Genomic DNA, 24,831 nt, shown 5'->3' with positions numbered 1-24,831 from the left:
CTTTGTGCTGCGTGAGATACGTGACACACCGCGTCACAGATGCTTGCTACTGTTAGCACCAGCACTGGATCTCGATGTTGCGGTCTACACCACTTCGCCTTGGTCTGCCCAGGGCCGGCTCGGTGAGTGGGATCGCGGAAGGTTGTTCTCGATGTCTCTGTCCGGCACCGCCCGCAAGGTGGGCGATCTAGCCTCCGGCGTCAACGTCATGCGCAAGCGCGGGCTCTTCAATCCCCTCCGCCTCGATCACGCCGCCAAATCCGCGATCAACGTCCTGAAGTTCGGCCCGTTCGCCGGCGTGGTGATGCATGCCGCGCAGAGCACACCCCAGGCCGCGGCGATCGTCGACGAGCGCGGTGAGCTGACCTACGGCCAGCTCGACGAGCAGTCCAGCGCCCTGGCGCGCGGCCTGGCCGCACAGGGTCTGCGGCCCGGCGACGTCATCGCCCTGCTGGCCCGCGATCACCGCGGCATGGTGCTCAGCCTGCTGGCCGCCGGCAAGCTCGGCGTGCGCGCGGTGCTGATGAACACCGGCTTCGCCAAGCCACAGTTCGCCGACGTCGCGGCTCGCGAGCAGGTCAAGGCGGTGCTGCACGACAGCGAGTTCTTCGGCCTGATGAGCGCCATTCCCGCCGAGATCCCGCGGGTGCTCACCTGGGTGGACGCCAAGGACAACGCCGACCCCTCGATTCCGACCATCGAATCGGTCTCGGCGGGCCAGTCCACGGCCACCCACCCCGCCCCCGAGAAGCCGGGCGGCATGATCATCCTGACCAGCGGCACCACCGGCACCCCCAAGGGCGCGCCGCGCGATCGGGTCAGCCCGATCGCCTCGGCGCAGTTCCTGGACCGGGTGCCGCTGCCGCGGGGCGGCACCATGCTGATGGCCGCGCCCATCTTCCACGGCACCGGCCTGTCCCAGTTCACCCTGGGCTTGGCGCTGGGCAACCGGGTGATCTTCCAGCAGCGCCGCTTCGACCCCGAGGCCACGCTCGCGAACATCCAGAAGTACAAGGCGGATTCGCTGATCGTGGTGCCGACCATGCTGCAGCGCATTCTCGACCAGCCCGAGGACGTGCTGGGGAAGTACGACCCCCGCAGCATCAAGGTGATCTTCGCCGCCGGTTCGGCGATCGCGCCCGACGTCGTCACCCGCAGCCTGGACTACTTCGGTGACTCGCTCTACAACCTGTACGGGTCCACCGAGTGCGCGGTCATGACCGTGGCCAACCCGGCGGAGCTGCGCAAGGCGCCGACCACCGCGGGCAAGGCGCCGGTCGGCATCCGGATCGCGCTGCTCGACGAGAATCGCAAGCCGATCACCGCGCCGAACGTCACCGGAACCATCTTCGTGGACAACGGTTTCGCCTTCTCCGGCTACACCGACGGCCGCAACAAGGAGATGGTCGGCACCCTGATGTCCAGCGGCGATGTCGGGCACTTCGACGCCGACGGCCTGCTCTACATCGACGGCCGCGACGACGACATGATCGTCTCCGGCGGCGAGAACGTCTTCCCGCTGGAGGTGGAGAACCTGCTCGCAGGCCGCGAGGACATCTTCGAGGCCGCGGTGGTCGGCGTGGACGACCGCGAGTACGGCAAGCGGCTGCGCGCGGTCGTGGTCGCGAGCCCGGATTCCAAGCGCGATCCGCAGGAGATCAAGGACTACGTGAAGGCGAACCTGGCCCGGTACAAGGTGCCGCGCGAGGTGATCTTCCTCGACGAGCTGCCGCGCAACGCGACCGGCAAGCTGCTGCGCAAGCCGCTGATCGAGATGGACGTGCAGGCCTGATTCTCGGCCCCCGGTGCCCGCGCTCCCTCCGGAGGGCGGGCACCACTGCGTTTCGGCCGCAAAATTTCCGGGCGGAAGTTGCTGGGCAACCCAGGTTTTCGCAGTTGCTTCCGGCCGGGATTCCGCCGGTGAACAGTCCGTTATCATCAGCGGGTGAGTAGCAAGGTCGGCCCGAGAGCTGCGGGGTCCCGCAGCGCCGTCGCGCAGGTGCGCGGCGCGGCGGCCGGCTCGATCTCGGGGGCGATCTCGCTCGCCGCGCACGGGTGGGCCTCCGGCGGTATGACGCCGGGCGGTACCACGCTCGTGCTGCTGGCCGCCGCGTCGGCGATCGTCGGCGCGCTCGTCGCCGGTATCGCACCGCTGCGCGACACCTCGGGCGGCTTGATCGCCGCGCTGGTCGCGGGTCAGTTGCTCGGCCACACCACGATGGGCATCAGCTCCGGGCACCTGCACCACGGTGACGCGCAGCTGACCCCGGCCATGCTCACCGCTCATATCGTCGCGGCGTTCCTGGCCGCACTCGTCATCCGGGGCGCCGAGGCGGCGTACCGGATCGGCACCGCCGTGCTCGCCCGGATGCTGCCCGCGCTGTACCGCGCGCTCGCCATCCCCGGCCCCGCCCCCCTGCGGACCATCTACCGCGACTGCGCCATCCTGCGCGTTCTCGCCGCCGGAACCTTGCGGACCCGGGGTCCGCCGCTCGTCGCTCGCGTCTGAATTCCTTTACACCCGGTCCCAGCCGAACCCTCCGGTTCGGGCTGTGCCGCGTGCGCGTATCCGCATGGGCGCAGTCCGCACGGCTCCGTGACCGGGTCTCCCTCTGACGAAGCGAAAAGACCCGTGAGCACAACTGAAATCCTTCCCGCCGATACCTCGGCGTCCCCACCCGAACCCGCCGGTCCGGGCAGACCCGCGACCCGCAACGGCCTGCAGGCCCTGGCCATGCGGCTGCATTTCTACGCGGGTGTGTTCATCGCACCGTTCATCCTGATCGCCGCCGTCACCGGCGCGCTCTACGCGATCTCCCCGACCTTGGAAGACCTCACTTCCCAGGACCTGCTCCGGGTCGAACCGCACGGGACGGCGAAACCGCTGGCCGAGCAGGTCGGCGCGGCGGTCGCGACCCGGCCGGACCTGGCGCTGGTCGCGGTCTCCCCCGCGCCCGGCGCCTCGGACACCACCCGCGTGATCTTCAACGATCCGTCCCTCGGCGAATCCGAGCGGCGCGCGGTGTTCGTCGATCCGTACACCGCGCGCCCGGTCGGCGACTCGGTCGTCTACGGCAGTTCGGGCGCGCTGCCCCTGCGCACCTGGATCGACAACCTGCATCGCAGCCTGCACCTCGGCGAAACCGGCCGGCTCTACGCCGAACTCGCGGCGTCCTGGCTGTGGATCATCGGGCTCGCCGGCCTGGTGCTGTGGTTCCGCCGGGTGCGCGCCCGCCGCGAACGGAACTCGGCCCGCTGGTTGCTGCGGCCGGACCGCGGCAAGACCGGCCGCACCAAGACCATGAACTGGCACGGGGCGGTCGGCCTCTGGACCCTGCCGGTACTGCTGCTGATCGCGGCGACCGGCATGACCTGGTCCACCTATGCCGGCGCGAACGTCACCGAGCTGCGCGAACAGCTGAGCTGGACGACCCCCGCGGTGAGCGCGAAACTGCCCGGATCGACCGCTGCCGCACCGGCATCCGGCGGCGATCACCAGCACGCGGGACACGAGGCGCCCAAGCCGGAGAACCCGGAGCAGCGGATCGCCCAGCTCGACGGCGTCTATGCCGCGGCGCGCGCGGCGGGCATCACCCAGGGCGCCGAGATCAGCGTTCCGTCCGAGCCCGGTCAGGCGTTCGCGGTGAAGGAACGCCGCATGCCCGGCACCTACACCGTCGACTCGGTCGCGGTGGACGGCAGCACCGGCGCGGTGACCGACCGGCTCGCCTTCGCCGACTGGCCGCTGATGGCCAAGCTCACCAACTGGGGCATCGCGTTCCACATGGGTCTGCTCTTCGGGCTGCCGAACCAGTTGCTGCTGCTCGCGGCGATGATCGGGCTGATCTTCGTGATCGGCTACGGCTACCGGATGTGGTGGCAGCGCAGGCCGACTCGCGGGTCGGCGTTCGCGGTCGGGCGGGCGCCGCGGCGGGGCGTGCTGCGCAAGACCTCGCTGTGGATCGCGGTCCCGCTGCTGGCGGCCGCCCTGGTGGTCGGCTGGTTCGCACCGCTGGTCGGGCTGAGCTTGATCGCGTTCCTGGTCGTGGACGTCGTCCTCGGCTCGATCCAGCGCGCCCGCGCTTCCGGCTGACGCGGCACCGAACACGAAAGCCCCGCCCGATCGTCCGGGCGGGGCTTTCGCCGCTGGTGACTAGCGCTTGTCGAGCGGATCGGCCTCGAGCGGATCGGGTCCGGCGAGCGGGTCCGCGGACTCCACCGGCACCTGATCCGGGACGACCGGGCGCAGCGCGGCCCAGGCGATGAAGAGCAGGCCCACCACGAGCATGCCGAGTCCGGCCCACAGGTTGACGTTCCAGTCGCCGGTCTTGGCCTTCTGCTCGGCGGTGTTGGCCACCAGACCGGTGACCACGAGGATGACGCCGTAAAGGGCCAGCAGCGCGCCGACGATGGTGCGGATGTCGAAAAGCATTGCGGGACTCCTTATCCGGCGAGCACGTTGAGGATGATGACGAGCACCAGCGCGATGCCCGCGAGCAGGACCGGGCGCTGGTACCAGGGCAGCGAGGCCTGCTCGGGATCGGTCCGCATCTCCTCGGGCGTCTCGGAGTAGACCAGCCCGACCAGCTCGCTGGCGGGCTTGGGCTGGGTCACCATGGTGACCGCGACGCTGACCACGATGTCGACCACGAAGGCGACGCCCGCGGCGACGAAACTGGAGCCCTGCCCGGACAGCGTGAACACACCGTTCTCGTGCAGCAGGAAGACCGTGACGGCGGACAGCGTGCCGCAGACCAGGCCCATCCAGCCCGCGGTCGGCGTCATCCGCTTCCAGAACATACCGAGGATGAAGGTCGCGAACAGCGGCGCGTTGAAGAAGCTGAACAGCGTCTGCAGGTAATCCATGATGTTGCTGAAGTTTCCGGCGATCATCGCGGTGAAGATGGCCGCGAAGGTGGCGCCGACGGTGGCCAGGCGGCCGACGGTCAGGTAGTAGCCGTCACTGCGGTCCTTCTTGATGTACTGCTGCCACAGGTCGTAGCTGAAGACCGTGTTGAACGCGGAGATATTGGCCGCCATGCCCGCCATGAACGCGGCCAGCAGGCCGGCCAGGCCGACGCCGAGCAGGCCGTTCGGCAGCACGTCCTTCATCAGATACAGCAGCGCGTCGTTGTATTTCACGTCACCGCTGAAGTCGGGGTCGGCCGCCTTGGCCTGCTTGAACTCCGCCATCTGCGGCACCAGCACCGCGCTGATCATGCCGGGGATCACCACGATCAACGGGATGAACATCTTCGGGTAGGCGCCGATGATGGGCGTGCGCCGGGCCGCCGAGATCGAGTGCGTGGCCAGCGCGCGCTGCACCTCGACGAAGTTGGTGGTCCAGTAGCCGAACGACAGCACGAAGCCGAGACCGAAGACGATGCCGAGCACCGACATGAAGTTGTTGGCGAATCCGCTGAGTTCGTTACCCGGCCAGGAGCTCAGCTGCGCGGCGCCGCCGGGTGAGGCGGAGACCTTGTCCTTCAACCCGTCCCAGCCGCCGACCCGGTGCAGGCCGACCAGCGTCAGCGGCAGCAGGGCCGCGACGATGATGAAGAATTGCAGCACCTCGTTGTAGATCGCCGCCGACAGGCCGCCCAGGGTGATGTAGGACAGCACGATCACCGCCGCCACGATCACCGAGATCCACAGCGGCCAGCCGAGCAGCACGTTGACGATGGAGCCGAGCAGGTAGAGGTTCACGCCCGCGATCAGCACCTGCGCGATCGCGAAGCTGAGCGCGTTCACCAGATGCGCGCCCGTGCCGAAGCGCCGGCGCATGAACTCCGGGACGCTGCGCACCTTGGAGCCGTAGTAGAACGGCATCATCACCACGCCGAGGAACAGCATGGCCGGGACCGCGCCGATCCAGAAGTAGTGGAAGGTGGGGAAGCCGAATTGGGCGCCGTTGGCCGACATGCCCATGATCTCGACCGCGCCGAGATTCGCCGAGATGAACGCCAAGCCGGTCACCCAGGCCGGCAGCGACCGCCCGGACAAGAAGAAGTCGATGCTGTTCGACACCCGGGACCTGGCCAGCAGGCCGATGCCGAGGACGAACACGAAATACAGCGCTACCAGGACGTAGTCGACGGGCGCCGCGTCCAGCCGCAGCTGGTCCGCGGCCAGCAGTTGCCCGGTCGAAGCGGATATGGACACAGATGAATCGGCAAGCGGCACAGCGTCGTCCCTCCTGGCGGTGAAACCTGGTGTCGAGCATGGTCCTGCGAGTGCGGTTCGCCGGACATTGTCGGCTGCCATCTACTGTGCGCGCCCGCGCCGCGCCGCACGGGTGGATTCACGGAAAAACCTGGTCAGTTGCTCAGGGGCCCTGCCGATCACCCCGCGACACTCGAACAACCGAGCTAAACCGTGATTCATCCCACACGAAAACCACACGGCGACAACGACATCGGGACCCAATCCGGCGACACGCCGAGCGAGCATTGGATTCTCCGACTCCCCGTGCGGGATCCGGAAACGTGACGCACAGTCATTTTGACGCAAAAACGACCTGCAAAATGGGTCGGATGTTTCGGCGGGAGGGCATTATGATTCACACAACCCCACGCAGCGGCCTACTCGGGCTGCAGTGGATCGATCGACGCTTACGCCCGCCCCTCGGCCGGATTCGCGCGACGCACGCCGGCGCGCCGACGGATCATGGGGCGCCACTGACGATCGAGATCGGCGCCGCGACCGGGGTCGGGCCGACGACCCTGTCGGCCTTCGACGCGGCACTGCGCGAGCTTGGAGTGGGTGATGCCAACTTGATTCGGCTGTCCTCCGTGATTCCACCGCGCGCCGTGCTCGAACGCGGCGACCGGGTCCGCAAGCCGATCGCATGGGGTGATCGGCTCTACTGTGTCTACGCGGCCCAATACGCGACCGAGCCCGGCGCGACCGCGGCCGCCGGCATCGGCTGGGTATTGCGCGACGATGGTTCCGGCGCCGGGCTTTTCGTCGAGCACGAGGCCGAGACCAGCACCGAGGTCGAGCACCTGATCCGATCCAGCCTGCACGACATGACGGTCAACCGGCCGGAAAACTTCGGTCCCGTACAGCTTTCGGTCACCGAGACACGGTGCACCGGAACCCCGGCGTGCGCGTTGGTGCTCGCCGCCTATCACACAGCACCGTGGAGGTGATATGCCCGGAGACGAGCTACACGTAACGATCGAAACCGAGATCCCCGAGGATCGGATCGAGGAGTTCCACAAGCTCTACGAGGACGCTTTCGGCCCGATGCGGACCAAGGCGATCGCCCGGCACGTCTTGCATCCCGAGGAATTCCGCGCGGAACTGCTCGATCCGCGAATTCAGAAGCATGTGACCCGCACCGCCCTGGGCGAACCGGTCGGTATGGCTACCCTGACCAGGCATCTCGAGACCGTGCCGTGGATCAGTCCGGACTATTTCTGGGCCCGATATCCCGAACACGCCGCCCGAAACGCCATCTATTACCTGGGTTTCATACTCGTCGCCCCAACTGCGCGACAAGGGCCCGCCTTTCATGCCATGATCGAATCAGTTGTCCAGGTTCTGGTGGCCGATCGCGCTGCGGTCGGTTGGGACATCTGCTCGTACAACAACACTCATCGATCGATCATCGACCGCCTGCTGGCGGTACTCGATCGGCAGGCGAACGTCGAAGTCGCGGTGGAGGATTCACAAACGTATTACACCGCGCTGTTCGCCGAGGACGGAGCGACCAAGGGGGGCTGATGGCAGTCAGCGAAGAGCAGTCCACGAACGAACCCTTCCCTTTCGGAATGCCTTGGCGTGTGCTGGTTCTGATAGGCGTCTGCACGCTGATCGCGCTTCCGCTGTTCATCGACTCACGATTACTCGCGCTGGCGACCGTGCTGGTCGTCATCGGCGGCGCGCAATTCATGATCGCGATCGGCCTACGCAGGCACCGACCCGCCCAACCGCTGCCCTGGTATCTGATCTCGGTGTCGGCGCTGCTGTCGGCAGTGGGCACCACCCTGCGGGAATTCACCGCCAACGCCGCCAGCCCGTTCGACGATATCTTCACTCTCGCAGGCTATTTCGGCATCGGTGTCGCCGCGACGCTGTGGCTGCGGCCACGCCAGGTCCGCGGCAACTACGACCTGCTGCTCGACTCCACGCTGATCGGGCTGGGGGCCCTGCTCGCGTCGTGGACCTTCCTCATCTCGCCGATTCTGCAGGCGGGCGCGGCCACCATGAACACCGTCGCCGCCGCCACCTACCCGGTGCTGGACGCCCTGCTGCTCACCCTGGTCGCGCATTCGGTGGCCACCTCGACGCGCTCGGAAACCTCGCTGCGGCTATTGCATTTGGCCTTGTTCGCCGTGCTGGTCGGCGATCTCGGCTACAGCCTCGACACCGTCGGCACCGCGACGATCGGGCACGAGGTACTGGTCACGCCGCTGCTGGTGGGGTACGCGACCGTCGGCTTCGCGGCGCTGCACCCGACGATGACGAGCATCGGCGGCCCGCGCCGCATCCATCCGCATCACTCCCGGCAGCGCGCCAGCTTCATCGCGGTCACGCTGATAGTGGCCTCGCTGGTGCCGGTGGTCGGTTCCAGCCTGGGCACCGTGGACCGGATCGTGGTGTCCTCGTTGTTCGCGCTGCTGCTGATCGGCGTCCTGGTGCGCAGCGAGCGGGCGATCCAGCGCAGTCAGCGCAGTGAGCGGCGCGCGCAATACCAGGCCGACCACGACATGCTGACCGGGCTGCTGAACCGGTCCGCGCTGCTGCGCGCGCTCAATCGCAACAGCGAGCACTGGGCCGGGCAGCCGCTGTGCCTGCTGTTCATCGACCTGGACGGATTCAAGGGCGTCAACGACAGTTACGGGCACGCGGTCGGCGACGAGCTGATCGCCAACGCGGCCTCCCGGATCCGCCGGGTGGTGCGCCGCGACGACGTGGTCGCCCGCTACGGCGGCGACGAGTTCGTGGTGCTGGCGCCGCTGGGCCGGCAGGAGGCCTCGATGCTGGCCGAGCGGTTGCTGGGCGCGTTCGTGCGGCCGTTCGAGCTGAGCGCGGGCGAGGTGCCGATCACCACCAGCGTGGGCATCGCCTGCACCGGCCCGCGCACCTGCGACGCCAGCATCTACGACCTGATCCGCGAGGCGGATTCGGCGATGTATCACGCGAAGGAGTACTCGCTGGGGTACGCCTTCCACGACGACATGCGCCAGGGCACGACGCCGCCCAGCACCTGGAAGACCCCGCCGCACACCCGCCGTGGCACACCCGCGCCCGCTCCGGCCCCCGCGACAGCGGAAACCGGGCGCCGAAGTTGGCGCCCGGCCGGCCAGACGACGAGCACAGCTGTCTAACTGCTAGTCGGCGAGTTCCTCCAGTAGCCGACGCGCCTGTTCGAGCTCGGCCTGCAGAGCGGCCACCTTCTGCTCCTGCACCTGGCGGGCGGCGTCGAGGATGCCCGAAACCACCTCGGCCACCTCGGGATGCAGGATCTTGGCGGCCTGGGCCACCGCGGAACTCTGCACCGGCAGGCCGCGGATGGTGCGCTTCTTGCCGTTGATCACCTCGACGGTCCACTCGCCGTCGGCGGTGCCGTTCAGCGTGACGGTGACCTCGGGTGCCTTCGCCTTGCGCACCGCGGTGGACTTGACCGCCTTGGCGGGGGCCGGCTTCGCGGCGGCCTTGGCCTCGGTCTCGCTCGGTTCGGACGGCGCGCCGATCGGTTTGTCCGCCACCGGGGCGGGGACGGGCGGATTCGCGACGCTCGTCAGGGTCGACGGCTGGGTCACAGTGGATTCCTTCCTGGTTGTCGACTTCGGCTGAGCAGTTCTCGAGCTGGCCGCCGGCTCGGGCTTACGTGGCGGCTTAGTCAACGTCACTTCGGTGGGAGAGAAGGACAGTACATCTTTCGAGCCGGTGGGACGGACCTGCAAGAAATCTCCGTCGGCCGGATCACCGAGCGCGACGACCTTTCCGGACCGACCCTCCGGCACACCCACCGCGGCAGCCGTGAACCACACCATCGGCGGACGGCCGCCCTCGATGTCCGTGGCGATCTGCTGAATCTCCGTGTCCGACAATGGCTTGGGCTTGGTTCTGGGGGACGGCATGGGCACTCCGAGCGGTTTCGATTACTGGCGGCGTTCTCGTACAGGGCTGCGTGCACAGATGATGCCGCACCGCACCGACAGATTTGCACCGCGTTGCCAAATCGAGCACTCGCACTGTGGTCCGAAGAGTTGCCGGGCCACATATCCCCAGCTTCAGCAAACTCTCAGTTACATTCAACGCACCCGTCCGACGCGGACCAAGCAGGAGGAGTTCCATGCGCAGGCTCGCCGCCGTCACGCCCTTCGCCGCCGCCGTCCTCGCCGCGATCCCGGCGCTGGCGGCCTGCGGGCCGGCCCGGCACGACGCCGCCCCGACGGCCGAACTGGTGCGTCAGCCGGAGACCGAGATGGAGCACAGCCCGGCCGCGCCCGCACCCACGACCATGCCGATCAGCTCGGTGCGAATCGTGAACTGCCTGAGCCAACCCCGGATCCGGCCCAGCGAGATCGTCCTGACCTGCGCGGACGCCAATATGATCATCGACCGGATGGTGTGGGACAGCTGGACCGACAGCGGCGCCTTCGGCCGCGGCATGGAATCGCGCAGCGTCTGCCACCCGGACTGCGCCAGCGCGCCGCGGCAATCGTTCCCGGTCGCCGTCGAGCTGTCAGCACCCGTAGACGGCCTGTTCACCACCCTCACCAAGACGCCCGACGGCGGCGTGCCCGAGGTGCTGCCAATTCCCCGCTAACTCGGCGCCCGGAGCGCGGGGAACCAGATATCGCTGAGCACCTCGGCCGCCTGCGCGGCGGTGACATCGATGGTGCCCTGCATCGCCCAGCGGGTGAAGAACCGTTCCAGTTGGGCCACAAGCAGTTCCACCCGCAGCCGGGCCTCGTCCTGGCGATCGGCGGGCCAGCGCGCCAGGTACGAGGGCATGGCGTTGGGCAGGGCGAGGATGCCCTGCTTGGCGATCTCCCGGAATTCCGGTTCCAGCGCGGTGGCCTCGTCCCAGGCCGGCAGCAAATCCTTGTACTGCTGGAACCATTCGATGGCGCGCGTCATCCAGGCGACGAATTCCGCGCGCGAATCGGTGTCGAGCACCCGGTCCAGATCCTCGTAGAAATGCAGGGCGCTGGGCGCGGTGCTCTGTTCGGCGACGGCGCGCAGCACATCGAGCTTGCTGGTGAAGTGCAGATAGAAGGTGGCGCGGCTACAACCCACCGCGGCGGCGATGTCGTCGACCCGCACGGATGCGTAGCCCTGGGTGCTGAACAGGGCTTTCGCGCCCTCGATCAGCTTCGCCCTGGTCTGCAATTTCTGTTCGTCGCGCAAGCTCGGCCTGGTCACAGTGGACATCATGTCATTCACTAGACAGTCCGTCTAGCCAGTGTTAGCTTGTTGCCTACGTCACTCCGCGGCCAACGGTCGTCGGCGACGTCAGCTTTCAGATGAGGATCACACTTGACTTCACAAAATCTCCCCAGGGTGTGCGTCATCGGCGCCGGGCCCTCCGGGATCACCACCGCGAAACGCCTACAGGAGTTCGGGATTCCGTTCGACTGTTTCGAGGCCTCCGACGAGGTCGGCGGCAATTGGTACTTCAAGAACCCGAACGGCATGTCGGCCTGCTATCAGAGCCTGCACATCGATACCTCCAAGTGGCGCCTGGCCTTCGAGGACTTTCCCGCGCCCGAGGGCTGGCCGGATTTCCCGCACCACTCCCAGCTGTTCGAGTACTTCAAGAACTACGTCGATCACTTCGGCCTGCGGGACAAAATCATCTTCAACACCGAGGTGACCGCGGCCGAACGGCAGCCCGACGGCGCCTGGCTGGTCACCACCGGCGACGGGCGTACCCGCGGCTACGACGCGCTGATCGTCTGCAACGGCCACCACTGGGACCCGCGCACCCCCGACTACCCCGGCGAATTCGACGGCGCGCTGATCCACAGCCACGCCTACAACGACCCGTTCGATCCGATCGACATGCGCGGCAAGCGAGTGGTGGTGGTCGGCATGGGCAACTCCGGCCTGGACATCGCCTCCGAGCTGTCCCAGCGCTTCATCGCCGCCAAGCTCACCGTCTCGGCCCGGCGCGGGGTGTGGGTACTGCCGAAGTACGTGCACGGCGCGGTCGGAGACAAGCAGAGCGTGCCCGCGTGGATGCCGCGCAAGCTGGGCCTGCGGCTCAAGCAGCGCTTCGTCCGGAAGTTCCGGGGCGACATGGAGTTCTACGGCCTGCCCAAACCCGACCACCGGCCGTTCGAGGCCCATCCCTCGGCCAGTGAGGAATTCCTGCACCGCGCCGGCTGTGGCGACATCGCGTTCAAACCGGCAATCACCGCGCTGGAAGGCCCGCGGGTGCGCTTCGCCGACGGCAGCACCGAGGAGGTGGACGTGATCGTCTGTGCCACCGGCTATCACATCAGCTTCCCGTTCTTCACCGATCCGGAGCTGGTGCCCGACAGCGACAATCGACTACCGCTGTTCAAACAGATGATGAAACCGGGCGTGGACAATCTGTTCTATCTCGGTCTGGCACAGCCACTTCCGACTCTGGTGAACTTCGCCGAGCAGCAGAGCAAACTGGTTGCCGCCTACCTCACCGGCCGGTATCTGCCGCCCCCGGCGGCCGATATGCGCGCCGATGTCACCGCCGACGAGCAGAAGAAGCGCGAGCGCTACTACAACTCACCGCGGCACACGATTCAGATCGAGTTCGAGCCGTACGTGCGCGACATGGTCAAGGAAATGTCCAGGGGCGCGAAGCGTGCCGCCGCCGCGGGGAACGCCCTGCCGGTACCCGCCCGCGCGCTCGAGACGGCGGAGTAGCTGATGACCTCGATCACCGAAACCACCTCGGGCTCCTGCACCGGGCAATTCGAAGGCCTGCGCCGGGAATTGGCGAACCAGCTGGCCTCCGGCGCGGAACTGGGCGCGTCCATCGCCGTGGTCGTCGACGGCGAGCCCGTCGTCGATATCTGGGGCGGGTACCGCGATCCGGAGCGCACCCGGCCCTGGGCGTCGGACACCATCGTCAATGTCTTCTCCATCACCAAGACGATGACCGCGCTGTCCGCGCTACTACTCATCGACCGCGGCGAGCTGGACGCGCACCGCAAGGTGGCGCACTACTGGCCCGAGTTCGCGGCGAACGGCAAGGGCGACATCGAGATCCGGCACATCCTCGGGCACACCTCCGGGGTGTCGGGCTGGCAGCCGCCGATGGCGGTGCCCGACCTCTACGACACCGAGGCCGCCGCCGCCCGCTTGGCCGCGCAACCACCGTGGTGGGAGCCCGGCAGCGCGTCGGCCTACCACTGCCTGAATTACGGGCACCTGGTCGACGCCGTGGTGCGCCGCATCACCGGCCGCAGCCTGGGCGCCTTCTTCGCCGACGAGCTGGCCGGCCCGCTCGGTGCGGACTTCCACATCGGCACCGGCCCCGAGCAGCACGACCGGATCGCACCGCTGATCCCGCCGCCCGCCCTGGAATTCGACATGACGCTGCTCGATCAGGAGAGCATCCTGGTGAAGACGCTCACCAGTCCCCTGCTCGACGTCGCCATGACCGCGACTCCGCAGTGGCAGCAGGCCGAGATCGGCGCGGTCAACGGGCACGGCAACGCCCGCTCGGTCGCCCGGGTGCAATCGCTGGTCTCCAACGGCGGCACGCTGGCGGGCCGGGAGTTCCTGTCCGGCAAGACGATCGATCTCATCTTCGAGCAGCAGTCCGACGGCGTCGACCTGGCGCTGATGGTCCCGCTGCGCTTCGGCATCGGCTACGGACTGCCGCAGCCGCAGACCGCGCCCGAGGTGCCGGCGGGCCGGGTCTGCTGGTGGTCGGGGTACGGCGGATCCATCGTCGTCAACGACCTGGATCGGCGCATGACCTTCGCCTACACCATGAACAAGATGGAACCGGGCATCATCGGCTCGGCCCGCGCCGACGCCTACCTGCGCGCCACCTACGCGGCGGTGCGGGGATGAGGGCGCTGCAACTGACCGGGCCCGGCCGGCTCGAACTGCGCGAGATCCCGGTTCCCGAGATCGGACCGGCCGACCTGCTGCTGCGGGTCGGCGCGGCCGGCATCTGCCATTCCGATCTGCACGTACTGCACCTGCCGTTCCAGCTGCGCGAGGATCCGCTCACCCTGGGCCACGAGATCGCCGGCACCATCGAGGCGGTCGGCGGCAGCGTCGCGGACCGCACCGTCGGCGAACGCGGGCTGGTCTACCTGTGCTGGTCCTGCGGCACCTGCCGGGAATGCGTGAGCGGCAACGAGAACGTCTGCCTGGCCGCCGGGCGGGTCGCCATGCCGCCGTGCCCCGGGCTCGGCCCGGACGGCGGGATGGCCGAGTACATCCGCATTCCGGCAAGCTCTTTCGTGCCCATCGGCGATCTGGACTTCCTGCAGGCGGCGCCGCTGGCCGATGCCGCGCTCTCGAGCTACCACGCGATCGAGGGCGCCCGGGACCGGCTGTACCCGGGCTCGACGGCGGTCGTCCTCGGCATCGGCGGCCTGGGACATGTTGCGGTGCAGATACTTACGGCGACTACGGCCGCCCGGGTGATCGCGGTCGACATCGCCGAGGAGAAGCTGGAACTGGCGGCCCGCTGCGGCGCCGCCGAGGGCCTGCTCGCCGACAGCGGCACCGCCCGCGCGATTCTCGATCGCACCGGCGGTCGCGGCGCGGACGCGGTGTTCGATTTCGTCGGCACCGACCAGACCGCCACCCTGGCGGTGGAATCGGTCGCGCCCAACGGCGCCTATCGCATGATCGGGCTCGGCGGCGGCGCACCGGAGATCACCGCCGGTCCCGCGGGCGGGCCGGGCTGGCCGTGGGGAGCGTCGGTCCGAAAGTCCTACGGCGGCACCAAGTCCGACCTGATCAACTCAGTCGCCCTGGCCCGGTCCGGCCGGGTCCGGGTCGAAGTCGAACGGTTCGACCTGGCCGACGGCCGCGCCGCGCTGGACCGCCTGGACAAGGGCCTGATCCAAGGCCGCGCGGTCCTCGTGCCCTGACCGCCCGCTCTCATTCTCCGTCGACCAATGAGGAAGTTCGATGACCAAACCTGTTGATGTCCAGGCGATGGCCGCGCAGATCGCGGGCCGCCTGACCGGGCCCGGCGGCCCGTTCGAAATGACCGTCGAGGACGTGCTCGGCGCGAAACTGCCGGTGATCAAGAACCGCAGGCGATCGCTCGCCGAGATTCTCGAGGCCTCCCGGGAACTCGGCGACCGCGACTACCTGATCAGCGGTGACCAGCGCCTGACCTACGCGCGGCACTACGCCGAGGTCGTCGCGCTGGCCGCCGCGCTGGCCGACAGATACCAGGTGCGCCCCGGCGCCCGGGTCGGGATTCTGGCCGCGAACACCATCGAATGGGTGCAGGCGTTCTGGGCGACGCAGCTGCTCGGCGCTATCGCGGTGGGCTACAACGCCTGGTGGACACCCCGCGAGATCGGCTACGGGCTCGAGCATGCCGCGCCCGACGTGCTCATCGTCGACGCCAAACGCGCCGAGCGCGTCCGGGACCTGAACGCCGCGATGCCGGTGCTGACCATGGCGGAGGATCTTCCGGCGCTGATCGCCGAGTACGCGGACCGGCCCGCCGTGGCTCCCGCGCCGGTCGGCGAGGACGATCCCGCGGTCATCCTCTACACCAGCGGGACCAGCGGCCGCCCCAAGGGCGCGGTGCACACGCAGCGAAACCTGTTGTCGGTCATCGACTATCACCGTTTCAACGACGCGATGGCGGCGGCGTTCACCGGCGGTCAGGACGACGGCGCGCCCAAGGGCCGCCGCTTCCTGGTCACCTCGCCGCTGTTCCACATCGCGAGCCTGCACAACCTGGTGATTCCGCGGATGGCCACCGGCGACACCTGCGTGATCTATCAGGGCGGCTTCGACGCCGACCAGGTACTGCGCCTGATCGAACGGGAGCGCATCACCAACTGGGGCGCCATGCCCACCATGGCGACTCGCCTGCTGGACGTCGATCTGTCGAACTACGACCTCTCCACGCTGGCCGCGTTCTCGCTGAACTCCGCCCCGTCCTCGGCTCAGTTGCAGAACAAGCTGCGCACGGAGCTGCCGGTGGCCCGCACCGCGCTGGTGACCAGCTACGGCATGACCGAATGCTCCACCGCCGCAACCATTGCCGCACCGCAGGAGCTGGCGGCATTCCCGGATACGGTGGGCCGCCCGGTGATCGGCGTCAGCCTCGAAATCCGGGACGGCGCGGGTGCACCCGTGGGCGAGGCTGTCGAAGGCGAGATCTGCGTGCGCAGCCCGTACGTGATGCTCGGTTACTGGAACGACGAGCGGGCCACGGCCGCGGCCATCACCCCGGACCGCTGGCTGCGCACCGGCGATATCGGCATCCTCGAGCAGGGGCGGCTCCGATTGTCCGGTCGCCGTTCGGATCTCATCCTGCGCGGTGGTGAGAATGTCTACCCGACCGAGGTGGAACAGGTCCTCGACGAACATCCCGCGGTGCGCGAGAGCGCCGTGATCGGGGTGCCGGACGCGGATCTGGGCCAGCAGGTCGCCGCGTTGGTGATCGTCGACAAGGCCGACGCCCTCACCGAATCGGAGCTGACCGAATTCGTGCGCGAACGGCTCGCGTACTACAAGGTGCCCGCCCGCTGGCGGATCACCACCACCCCGCTGCCCCGCAACGCCACCGGCAAGGTCGTGCGCAGCGGTCTCGAAGTGTGAGCGCCATGTACGACACCATCATCAAGGGCGGCCGCTGGTTCGACGGGACCGGCGGGCCCTCCGCGGTCCGCCACCTCGGGATCCGGGACGGCCGGATCGCGGCCGTCGCCGCCGAACCACTCGCCGAGGACTCCTGCCCGACCGTCATTGACGCCACCGGGAAATGGGTGCTGCCCGGCATGCTCGACATCCACACCCACTACGACGTCGAGGTGCTGACGGGTCCGGCCCTGGCCGAATCCGTGCGCCACGGCGTCACCACCGTGTTCCTCGGCTCCTGTTCGCTCTCGACCGTGCACGTCGGCGCCACCGATGCCGGTGATCTGTTCGGGCGGGTGGAGGCGATCCCGCGCAAGCACGTCATCGAGGCGGTCACCGCGACCAAGACCTGGTCCAGCGCCGCGGAGTACGTCCGCGCGCTGGAGGCCCTGCCGCTGGGCCCGAACCTCGCCGCGTTCATCGGCCACTCCGATATCCGCGCCGCGGAAATGGGCCTGGACCGCGCCACCCGATCCGAGGTCCGGCCCACCCCGGCCGAATTGGCGTCCATGGCGGGCAAACTCGCCGAGGCGCTGGACGCCGGTTTCGTCGGAATGTCCTCCCAGCAGCTCATGTTCGACAAGGTCGACGGCGAACTGTGCCGCTCGCGCACGCTCCCGTCGACCTACGCGACGAGCCGGGAACGCCGGCGGCTCAACAAGATTCTGCGCGAGCGCGGACGCGCACTGCAGGGCGGCCCGGATGTGGCCAAGCCGCAGAGCCTGGTCGCGATGGCGGCGAGCAGCCTCGGGCTCTTCCGCGCACCGCTGAAGGTCAGCCTGCTCTCGGCCGCCGATATCAAGGCGATTCCCGCTGTGGCCCAGATCTTTCCGCTGATCGCGAAGGTGATCAACGGGCTCGGCGGCAACTTCCGGTGGCAGCACCTGCCGGTGCCGTTCGAGGTCTACTCCGACGGGATCGACCTGCCGGTGTTCGAGGAATTCGGTTCCGGCGCCGCCGCACTGCACCTGGCCGACCAGCTCGACGAGCGACGCGAACTACTGCGCGACGAGGCCTACCGCCGCCGGTTCCGCAAGGACTACGACAAGAAGTACGGGCCGCGGGTCTGGCACCGCGACTTCTTCGACGCCGAAATCGTGGCCTGCCCGGATCCCGCGGTGATCGGCAAGACCTTCGGCCAGGTCGGCGTGGACCGGGGCGGTCTGCACCCGGTGGACGCCTTCCTCGACCTGGTCGTCGAGCACGGCGGAAAAGTGCGCTGGCACACCACGATTTCCAATCATCGGCCGGCGGTCCTGGATCGCTTCGCCGCCGACCCAGGCGTGCAGCTGGGCTTCTCCGATGCCGGGGCGCACCTGCGCAATATGGCCTTCTACAACTTCGGCCTGCGCCTGCTGCGCCGGGTGCACCGGGCCGAACAGGCCGGGACGCCGTTCCTTTCGCTGGAACGGGCGGTGCACCGCGTCACCGGCGAACTCGCCGACTGGTACGGCTTGGACGCCGGTCACCTGCGTCCCGGGGATCGCGCCGATCTGGTCGTGCTCGATCCCGAACGGCTCGACGACACGGTCGAGGCCTACGCCGAAGCACCGGTGCCCGAGTTCGACAATCTGTCCCGCATGGTCAACCGCAACGACGAGACGGTGACCGCGGTGCTGGTCAACGGCGAGTACGTCTTCGGAAACGGGGTTGCCGCCGAGGTTCTCGGCAAGCGGCGCACCGGGCAGTTCCTGCGGGCGGGCGCTTGAGCTCAGGCCATACGGCGTCGGCCGTGCGGCATTCGGATTACCGTGGAGCGCAGGGGGGCAACGCGGCCTCCCGATCGCAAGGAGGCGATGTGGCCACTTTCGCGCACCACGGACGCACCGTGGTCTACGACCGGGCCGGGGACGGACCGCCGATCGTGCTGCTGCACAACGCCGGCACCTCGCGCCGGATCTGGGACGAGCAGGTGGCCGAATTGCGGCGGGACCACGAGGTTTTCGCCCTCGACCTGCCCGGATACGGCGAATCCCAGCGGCCCGCGACCGGCTACCGACTCGTCGACTATGTCCGCATGCTCGACGCGTTCCTGGACGAGCACCACCTGACCGATGTCGTGCTGGTCGGTAACTGCCTCGGTAGCGCGGTGGCCCTGAGCTACACGATTACCCGGGCCGTGCCCCGGGTGCGCGCGCTGGTGCTGATCAATCCGCTCACCTGGAACACCGTCTACCGGGGGCAGCAGGCGCCGCTGGCGTGGCTGTCGGCGACGCTGCCGCTCGCGCCGCTGGCCCGCCGGCTCGCCCTGCCCGACCTGGTGTCCGGCCTGATCATCGCCAACCAGCTCGGCTCGCGCGGACGTGCCCAGAAGTTGCAGGATTCCCGCACGCTGCGCGCGCCCTGGGGCGACACCGGCCGGCTGATCGCGCTGGACCGCCTGGTCCAGGACTTCCCGGCCTTCCGAGCGCTCGATTCCTTCACCCCCGGCCCGGACTTCCCGCCGATCTGCACCATCTGGGGCGCGCAGAACCGCATCCTGTCCGCCACGGCCGGGGCCGCGCTCGGCGCGACCACGCTGCACCCCCACACCAGCGTGGTGTTACCCGACTGCGGGCACCTGCCGATGATGGAGGATCCGGGCGCGGTGACCGGCGCAATCACCGATTTTCTCGACGCGCTCCCGGCCGATTCCGAATTCACGCAGGTCGAAGCCGTGTCGCCGCCAGTTGATCTTGGTGTTTGGCGGGAGAATGCGCGGGAACCCGACCAATAAGCCACCGAGGAAAGGGTTGCCCCGCTATGTTGCTGCGCCGACTTGCCCGACCACTACTTGCGACCACCTTCATCGTCGACGGGGTCGATACGCTCATCCATCCCGAGCCACGGGCGAAGACGGCCGCCACGCTCGTGCAGCGTGGCGAACGCTCGCTGCCCGACAAATACGCGGCGAAGCTGCCCGCCGACCCGGGCACCATCGTCCGGATCAACGCGTTCGCCCAGGTCTCCGCCGGCGCGCTGCTCGCGTTCGGCAAGGCGCCGCGCCTGGCCTCGCTCGTGCTGGCCGCGACGGTCGTCCCGGCCACCATCACCGAGCAGAACTTCTGGGATGAGGAAGATCCGGACCGCAAGACCGCCAAGCGGACCGCCTTCCTCAAGGACGTCAGCCTGCTCGGCGGCCTGATGATCGCCGCCGCGGACACCGCGGGCAAGCCGTCGCTGGGCTGGCGGGGCCGCAAGGCCGCGGCCGCCGCGGCCGCGGCGCTGCCGTTCACCGGGTCCTCGGATTCGCAGACCGGCGAGGTGCTGCGGGAACGGGCGCACGACGCGGCCGTCCGGGCGCAGAAGCTGGGTGGGGTCGCCGCCGCCAAGGGCGCCGTGCTCGCCGATGCCGCGCAGCATCGCGGCGCCGAACTGGCCGGGGTCGCCAAGCATCGCGCACCCGAAATCGCCTCCACCGCAAAGGAACACGGCGCCGACTGGGCCGATTACGCCAAGGAGCACGGCGGCGAGTGGGCCGAGATCGCCAAGAAGCGCGGCGCCGAGTTCGCCGAGGTCGCCCGGGAACGGGCGGCGGAGCTGGCCGAGATCGCCCGGCACCGCGGCGCGGAGTTCGCCGAGGCGGCGCAGAAGCACGGCGCCGACCTGGCCGACACCGCCCGTGAACGCGGACCGGAGCTCGCCGCCACCGCGCGTGACCGCAGTGCCCACCTCGCCGAAGTCGCTCGGGAACGGGCCGAGACCGCCCGTGAGCGCGCCGAAGCGCGGCTGCGGTGATCAGGCAGCCTGAACCGCGGCGTTCCGTCGCGGTTTAGGCTGGCCCCCATGGCCGCCAGCGCAGCCCCTGTCGGCGGCGCCCGCGAACGGATTCTGTCCTCGGCCTACGAATTGTTCACCCGCCGGGGCATCCGGGATGTCGGTATCGACGAGGTCATCGCGCGTGCGGGCATCGCCAAAGCCACGCTGTACCGGCATTTCCGGACCAAGGACGATTTGGTGCTGGCGGTACTGGAGCGCCGTGAGCAGCTGTGGACCTACGGCTTTCTGGAGCAGCAGTCCCAGCTGCGCGGCGATACCCCGGAGCAGCGGCTGCTGGCCATCTTCGATGTATTCGACGAGTGGTTCAGCACCGACGGCTTCGAGACCTGCACATTCGTCAATGTGCTGCTGGAAATGGGTGCCGAGCACCCGACCGGAATCGCCAGCATCAACTACCTGGCCACCGTCCGGAATCTGGTCCGCGGCCGCGCCGAGGAAGCCGGCCTGGCCGATCCGGACGATTTCGCGCGCTCCTGGCACATTCTCATGAAGGGTTCCATCGTCGCCGCCGCCGAAGGCGACCAGCAGGCCGCCCGCCGCGCCCGCGAGATGGGCGTGGCGCTGATCGAGCGCTATCGGGTCGCGACCGCCTAGCTCGCACCGACATCGGAATGCGCTGGAAATCAAGCAGATTCAGCAGGCTCCGCGCGCCCGCCGCGCCTCCCACGGTAGCTGCCGGTCGCCCGGTAATCCCATGTGTTCGCCCCAAACTCCGCATGTCGGTGATCGAGAAGGCGCATAATCCCGTCACAAGGCTGGTCGGCGTTCATGGAAGGTGGCGACCACCATGGCAGTCGCACAAGTGCAGGCCGTAAGGCCCTACCCGCGCCGGCTCGGGCCCAAGGGCTCCTACCTGTGGAAGATGATCACCACCACCGATCCCAAGGTGCTCGGGATCATGTATCTGACCACCGCGATGACGTTCTTCTTCATCGGCGGCCTGATGGCGCTGCTGATGCGCGCCGAATTGGCCCGTCCCGGTATGCATTTCCTGTCCACCGAACAGTTCAATCAGCTGTTCACCATGCACGGCACGATCATGCTGCTGTTCTACGCGACCCCGATCCTGTTCGGCTTCGCGAATGCCGTGCTGCCGCTGCAGATCGGCGCGCCCGACGTGGCGTTCCCGCGCCTGAACGCCTTCAGCTACTGGCTGTATCTGTTCGGCGCGACCATGGCCACCTCCGGCTTTCTCACCCCCGGCGGCCCCGCCGACTTCGGCTGGACCGGATACACCCCGCTCAGCGACATCCAGCACTCGCCCGGCGTCGGCGGCGACCTGTGGATCATGGGCCTGGCGGTCTCCGGTGTCGGCACCATCCTCGGCGGCGTCAACATGATCACCACGGTCATCTGCCTGCGCGCACCCGGCATGACCATGTTCCGCATGCCGATCTTCACCTGGAACATTCTGGTGACGAGCATTCTTGTGCTGCTTGCCTTTCCGATTCTCACCGCGGCGCTGATGGGGTTGTTCGTGGACCGGCATCTGAGCGGGCACGTCTTCGATCCGGCGACCGGCGGCATCCTGCTGTGGCAGCACCTGTTCTGGTTCTTCGGGCATCCGGAGGTCTATATCGTGGCGCTGCCGTTCTTCGGCATCGTCACCGAGATCTTCCCGGTCTTCAGCCGCAAACCGCTCTTCGGTTACAGCACACTGGTTTACGCGACGCTGGCCATCGGCGGCCTGTCGGTGGCGGTATGGGCGCATCACATGTACGCCACCGGAGCCGTTCTGCTGCCGTTCTTTTCGATGATGACGTTCCTGATCGCGGTACCGACCGGCGTGAAGTTCTTCAACTGGATCTGCACCATGTGGCGCGGGCAGCTCACCTTCGAGACGCCGATGCTGTTCGCGCTGGGCTTCCTGGTCACCTTCCTCTTCGGCGGGCTGTCCGGTGTCATCCTGGCCTCGCCGCCGCTCGACTTCCACGTCACCGACAGCTATTTCGTGGTCGCGCACTTCCACTACGTGCTCTTCGGCACCATCGTGTTCGCCACCTTCGCCGGGATCTACTTCTGGTTCCCGAAGATGACCGGCCGCATGCTCGACGAGCGCCTGGGCAAACTGCACTTCTGGACCACGTTCTTCGGCTTCCACACCACCTTCCTGGTGCAGCACTGGCTGGGCAACGAGGGCATGCCGCGCCGCTACGCCGACTATCTGCCCGGCGACGGATTCACCACGCTGAACACCATTTCCACCCTCGGCGCGTTCCTGCTCGGCGCCTCGATGCTGCCGTTCATCTGGAACGTCTTCAAGAGCTATCGCTACGGCGAGGTGGTCGCCGTGGACGATCCCTGGGGCTACGGGAATTCACTGGAGTGGGCGACCAGCTGCCCGCCGCCGCGCCACAACTTCTACGAATTACCGCGCATCAGATCGGAACGACCCGCGTTCGAACTGCACTATCCGCACATGATCGAACGTAACCGCGCCGAGGCGCATGTGGGCTGGGGCTCGAAGCGGGCGCATCGGGTCGCCGAACCCGCGCTCGAGCTCGACAAGGCCGGGGCACCGGATCAACCCGAAACCAAGGAGCCGTGATCCGGCATCGACCGGCTCCGGCTCGCGGCCACCGTGGCCGCGAGAGACACTGTGCGTCGCTGTGGCTATGTCATGCCCGCGACCGCATTCCCCTAGCGAAGTAGCTCTCCCTACTTCCGCACCGCGCCTACAACCAGAGCGTCTTTTTCACCTGAGTAATCAGATTGTGAGCACCCCTGTGGATCTCGACCATCGCGGCCACGACCGCGATCACGACCTCGTCCTCGTCCTGCAGCTGTCCAATCCGCCGTTACGCCGCCTCGTCCGCGTCGCCGTCGGCCTCTCCGAGGAATCGATCGAACTGCTCACCCGCATCAGCGAGCGCATGCGCGCCGCCGAAGGAGCACTACCCGACCCGGCCATGAACTGAATATCAGCGCCGTAGCGCGGGTGTCGGCGATACTGAGGCCGAACCGAACGGAGCGCCTCATGTCGACCATCAACGGTTTGCCCGCCCACGTGCTGCTGGTGCACGTCATCGTCGTGTTCGTGCCGCTGACAGCGCTGGCACTGGTGCTGTGCGCGGTGTGGCCGGCCGCGCGGCAGCGCTTGATCTGGCCCGCCGTCGGGCTCGCGGTCATCACCATGGCGCTGACCCCCGTCACCATCGCGGCCGGGGAAACCTTCGAAAAGCGTTTCGGCCCTTCGGAAGCGCTGCAAACCCATACCGACCTCGGCGGCACCATGAACTACTTCGCGGTGCCGCTGCTGGTCGCCGCCGCCGCGCTGCTGGTGGTCTTTCTGCGCGAGCAGCGCGGCCGGCCGCTGGCGCGCGTGGTGGTCTGGGTGATCGCGGTGCTCACCATCGTGGCGAGCGTCGCCGCCACCGTGCAGACCTACCGGGTCGGCGACTCGGGTTCCCGCGCGGTCTGGGGTCAGATGACGTAGGGGATCAGCGCTTTGCGCTCGGTCGGGTAGTCGGCGAACTTCTCCCGATACCACTTGTGTGTGGCGAACGCGCGCGGCACCAGATTGCCCGCCGTGATCAGGAAGATCACCAGGCCGGCCAGGTTCCAGGTGAGCAGCGCGAAACCCGCCCAGGCCAGGAGTTCACCGAGGTAGGCGGGGCTGGTGACGAACTTGAAGCCGCCGCCGAAAGGCACCTTGTATTCGGTCGCGCCCGGGTTGGCCTTGTCGCGCAGATTGCGCACGATCCACTCCGAGCGCACGAGCAGCGTGAAACCGCCCAGGTAGACCACCAGTCCGCCGAGGAAGCGCGGATCGGTCAGCCACTCGGTGCCGTACTGGTTCAGGTAGTCGTGGCTGAAGAAGGACCCGTTCAGGTAACCGTGCAGCGTGGTGACCAACATGCCGGCCGCCATCACCGAAACATTGAAGCTGCTGCGCTTGCCGGGCACCTGCCGGATCGACAGCGGGAAGAACCAGCCCCGGTTTCCGTAGTGCAGCAACCAGATCGCGGCCAGCACCAGCGGCACCGGCTCGAACCGGTTCGGGCCGGTCAGATAGAACACCGCGAAGACCACCGTCGCGGGAATCTCCATCAACCACCAGCCGAGTTTCGGGTTGAGGTTGAAACCCACTTTCGTGGAGGCGAAGCGGCCGTACGGGCTCTGCGCGAACATGCCTCCGACCAGCACGAAGGCCGCGAAGGCGAAGGCGACCGTGAGCACGGTGTCGTAGGTGGTGTTCCCGGTATACCAGTCCATCGAAATCCTTGAAAGGTGAGACATCTCGCACGTGAATTAGAACATGTTCTACCATGG

General features: G+C 67.9%; 23 protein-coding genes. 18 read left to right on the top strand and 5 right to left on the bottom strand.

Features of this window, described 5'->3' with window-relative positions; all coding sequences use genetic code 11:
- Window positions 1-151: 151 nt before the first annotated feature.
- The 3 genes from AB0H76_RS02795 (at window position 152) to AB0H76_RS02785 (ending at window position 4,093) form a co-directional block, all read left to right on the top strand.
- A complete protein-coding gene (locus AB0H76_RS02795) occupies window positions 152-1,792 on the top strand; it encodes an acyl-CoA synthetase (RefSeq protein WP_357316431.1) in 1,641 nt (546 codons plus the stop codon).
- Window positions 1,793-1,945: 153 nt separating this feature from the next.
- Window positions 1,946-2,509, top strand: a complete 564-nt coding sequence (locus AB0H76_RS02790; RefSeq protein WP_357316428.1) for a hypothetical protein — start codon at window positions 1,946-1,948, stop codon at window positions 2,507-2,509.
- 123 nt (window positions 2,510-2,632) lie between these two features.
- Complete coding sequence (locus AB0H76_RS02785; protein WP_357316424.1) at window positions 2,633-4,093, top strand: PepSY domain-containing protein; 1,461 nt, start codon at window positions 2,633-2,635, stop codon at window positions 4,091-4,093.
- Between the two features lie 60 nt (window positions 4,094-4,153).
- Here the strand turns inward: AB0H76_RS02785 and AB0H76_RS02780 are convergent, their stop codons facing one another.
- Window positions 4,154-4,432 carry a hypothetical protein gene (locus AB0H76_RS02780; RefSeq protein WP_357316422.1) on the bottom strand — a complete coding sequence of 93 codons (279 nt, stop codon included), beginning with the start codon at window positions 4,430-4,432 and terminating at the stop codon, window positions 4,154-4,156.
- Window positions 4,433-4,443: 11 nt separating this feature from the next.
- Window positions 4,444-6,132, bottom strand: a complete 1,689-nt coding sequence (locus tag AB0H76_RS02775) for a sodium:solute symporter family protein (RefSeq protein ID WP_357320343.1) — start codon at window positions 6,130-6,132, stop codon at window positions 4,444-4,446.
- Between the two features lie 353 nt (window positions 6,133-6,485).
- Between AB0H76_RS02775 and AB0H76_RS02770 the strand changes: the two genes are divergently transcribed.
- The 3 genes from AB0H76_RS02770 to AB0H76_RS02760 all read left to right on the top strand — a co-directional run bounded on the left by AB0H76_RS02770 (window position 6,486) and on the right by AB0H76_RS02760 (window position 9,335).
- Window positions 6,486-7,151, top strand: a complete 666-nt coding sequence (locus AB0H76_RS02770) for a pyruvoyl-dependent arginine decarboxylase (protein ID WP_357316419.1) — start codon at window positions 6,486-6,488, stop codon at window positions 7,149-7,151.
- A gap of 97 nt (window positions 7,152-7,248) precedes the next feature.
- A complete protein-coding gene (locus AB0H76_RS02765; RefSeq protein WP_357316417.1) occupies window positions 7,249-7,728 on the top strand; it encodes a hypothetical protein in 480 nt (159 codons plus the stop codon).
- Between the two features lie 59 nt (window positions 7,729-7,787).
- The gene (locus AB0H76_RS02760; protein WP_357316414.1) at window positions 7,788-9,335 is read left to right on the top strand and encodes a GGDEF domain-containing protein; all 1,548 of its coding nucleotides are present in this window, start codon (window positions 7,788-7,790) and stop codon (window positions 9,333-9,335) included.
- Window positions 9,336-9,338: 3 nt separating this feature from the next.
- Here the strand turns inward: AB0H76_RS02760 and AB0H76_RS02755 are convergent, their stop codons facing one another.
- On the bottom strand, window positions 9,339-9,770 hold the full coding sequence (locus AB0H76_RS02755; protein WP_357316411.1) for a DUF6319 family protein: 432 nt from the start codon (window positions 9,768-9,770) through the stop codon (window positions 9,339-9,341).
- A 536-nt stretch (window positions 9,771-10,306) separates the two neighbouring features.
- Here AB0H76_RS02755 and AB0H76_RS02750 point away from each other — a divergent pair.
- Window positions 10,307-10,783: a hypothetical protein gene (locus tag AB0H76_RS02750; protein ID WP_357316408.1), complete on the top strand. Its 477-nt coding sequence runs from the start codon at window positions 10,307-10,309 to the stop codon at window positions 10,781-10,783.
- On the opposite strand, the gene AB0H76_RS02745 is transcribed toward AB0H76_RS02750, so the two are convergent.
- Window positions 10,780-11,391, bottom strand: a complete 612-nt coding sequence (locus AB0H76_RS02745) for a TetR/AcrR family transcriptional regulator (RefSeq protein ID WP_357320340.1) — start codon at window positions 11,389-11,391, stop codon at window positions 10,780-10,782. The genes AB0H76_RS02750 and AB0H76_RS02745 overlap by 4 nt on opposite strands.
- Before the next feature lie 105 nt (window positions 11,392-11,496).
- Between AB0H76_RS02745 and AB0H76_RS02740 the strand changes: the two genes are divergently transcribed.
- The 11 genes from AB0H76_RS02740 to AB0H76_RS02690 all read left to right on the top strand — a co-directional run bounded on the left by AB0H76_RS02740 (window position 11,497) and on the right by AB0H76_RS02690 (window position 23,995).
- Window positions 11,497-12,867, top strand: coding sequence for an NAD(P)-binding domain-containing protein (locus AB0H76_RS02740; RefSeq protein WP_357316405.1), 1,371 nt, complete (start codon window positions 11,497-11,499; stop codon window positions 12,865-12,867).
- Between the two features lie 3 nt (window positions 12,868-12,870).
- On the top strand, window positions 12,871-14,025 hold the full coding sequence (locus tag AB0H76_RS02735; RefSeq protein WP_357316402.1) for a serine hydrolase domain-containing protein: 1,155 nt from the start codon (window positions 12,871-12,873) through the stop codon (window positions 14,023-14,025).
- Window positions 14,022-15,062: an NAD(P)-dependent alcohol dehydrogenase gene (locus tag AB0H76_RS02730; RefSeq protein WP_357316399.1), complete on the top strand. Its 1,041-nt coding sequence runs from the start codon at window positions 14,022-14,024 to the stop codon at window positions 15,060-15,062. The genes AB0H76_RS02735 and AB0H76_RS02730 overlap by 4 nt, the downstream gene beginning before the upstream one ends.
- A 40-nt stretch (window positions 15,063-15,102) precedes the next feature.
- The gene (locus tag AB0H76_RS02725; RefSeq protein WP_357316396.1) at window positions 15,103-16,761 is read left to right on the top strand and encodes a class I adenylate-forming enzyme family protein; all 1,659 of its coding nucleotides are present in this window, start codon (window positions 15,103-15,105) and stop codon (window positions 16,759-16,761) included.
- A gap of 5 nt (window positions 16,762-16,766) precedes the next feature.
- On the top strand, window positions 16,767-18,509 hold the full coding sequence (locus AB0H76_RS02720; protein WP_357316393.1) for an amidohydrolase family protein: 1,743 nt from the start codon (window positions 16,767-16,769) through the stop codon (window positions 18,507-18,509).
- An 89-nt stretch (window positions 18,510-18,598) separates the two neighbouring features.
- Window positions 18,599-19,516 (top strand): alpha/beta hydrolase, encoded by a 918-nt coding sequence (locus AB0H76_RS02715; RefSeq protein WP_357316390.1) that lies wholly within the window; start codon window positions 18,599-18,601, stop codon window positions 19,514-19,516.
- A gap of 26 nt (window positions 19,517-19,542) precedes the next feature.
- Window positions 19,543-20,517, top strand: a complete 975-nt coding sequence (locus tag AB0H76_RS02710) for a DoxX family membrane protein (RefSeq protein ID WP_357316387.1) — start codon at window positions 19,543-19,545, stop codon at window positions 20,515-20,517.
- Window positions 20,518-20,565: 48 nt separating this feature from the next.
- Complete coding sequence (locus tag AB0H76_RS02705; RefSeq protein WP_357316385.1) at window positions 20,566-21,153, top strand: TetR/AcrR family transcriptional regulator; 588 nt, start codon at window positions 20,566-20,568, stop codon at window positions 21,151-21,153.
- 193 nt (window positions 21,154-21,346) lie between these two features.
- Window positions 21,347-23,107 carry a cytochrome c oxidase subunit I gene (ctaD, locus tag AB0H76_RS02700; protein ID WP_357316382.1) on the top strand — a complete coding sequence of 587 codons (1,761 nt, stop codon included), beginning with the start codon at window positions 21,347-21,349 and terminating at the stop codon, window positions 23,105-23,107.
- Window positions 23,108-23,273: 166 nt separating this feature from the next.
- Complete coding sequence (locus AB0H76_RS02695) at window positions 23,274-23,477, top strand: hypothetical protein (protein ID WP_357316379.1); 204 nt, start codon at window positions 23,274-23,276, stop codon at window positions 23,475-23,477.
- Between the two features lie 59 nt (window positions 23,478-23,536).
- Entirely contained in the window at window positions 23,537-23,995 is a 459-nt protein-coding gene (locus AB0H76_RS02690; RefSeq protein ID WP_357316376.1) for a DUF2231 domain-containing protein, read from the top strand.
- Here the strand turns inward: AB0H76_RS02690 and AB0H76_RS02685 are convergent.
- Window positions 23,983-24,774 carry a 3-oxo-5-alpha-steroid 4-dehydrogenase gene (locus AB0H76_RS02685; protein WP_357316373.1) on the bottom strand — a complete coding sequence of 264 codons (792 nt, stop codon included), beginning with the start codon at window positions 24,772-24,774 and terminating at the stop codon, window positions 23,983-23,985. The two genes, AB0H76_RS02690 and AB0H76_RS02685, sit on opposite strands and share 13 nt — an antisense overlap.
- Window positions 24,775-24,831: the final 57 nt, after the last annotated feature.

Source organism: Nocardia sp. NPDC050712, from assembly GCF_040654295.1.
Lineage (GTDB): Bacteria > Actinomycetota > Actinomycetes > Mycobacteriales > Mycobacteriaceae > Nocardia.
The sequence above is the reverse complement of the archived record's forward strand: the minus strand, read 5'-3'. Positions and strand labels throughout refer to the sequence as shown.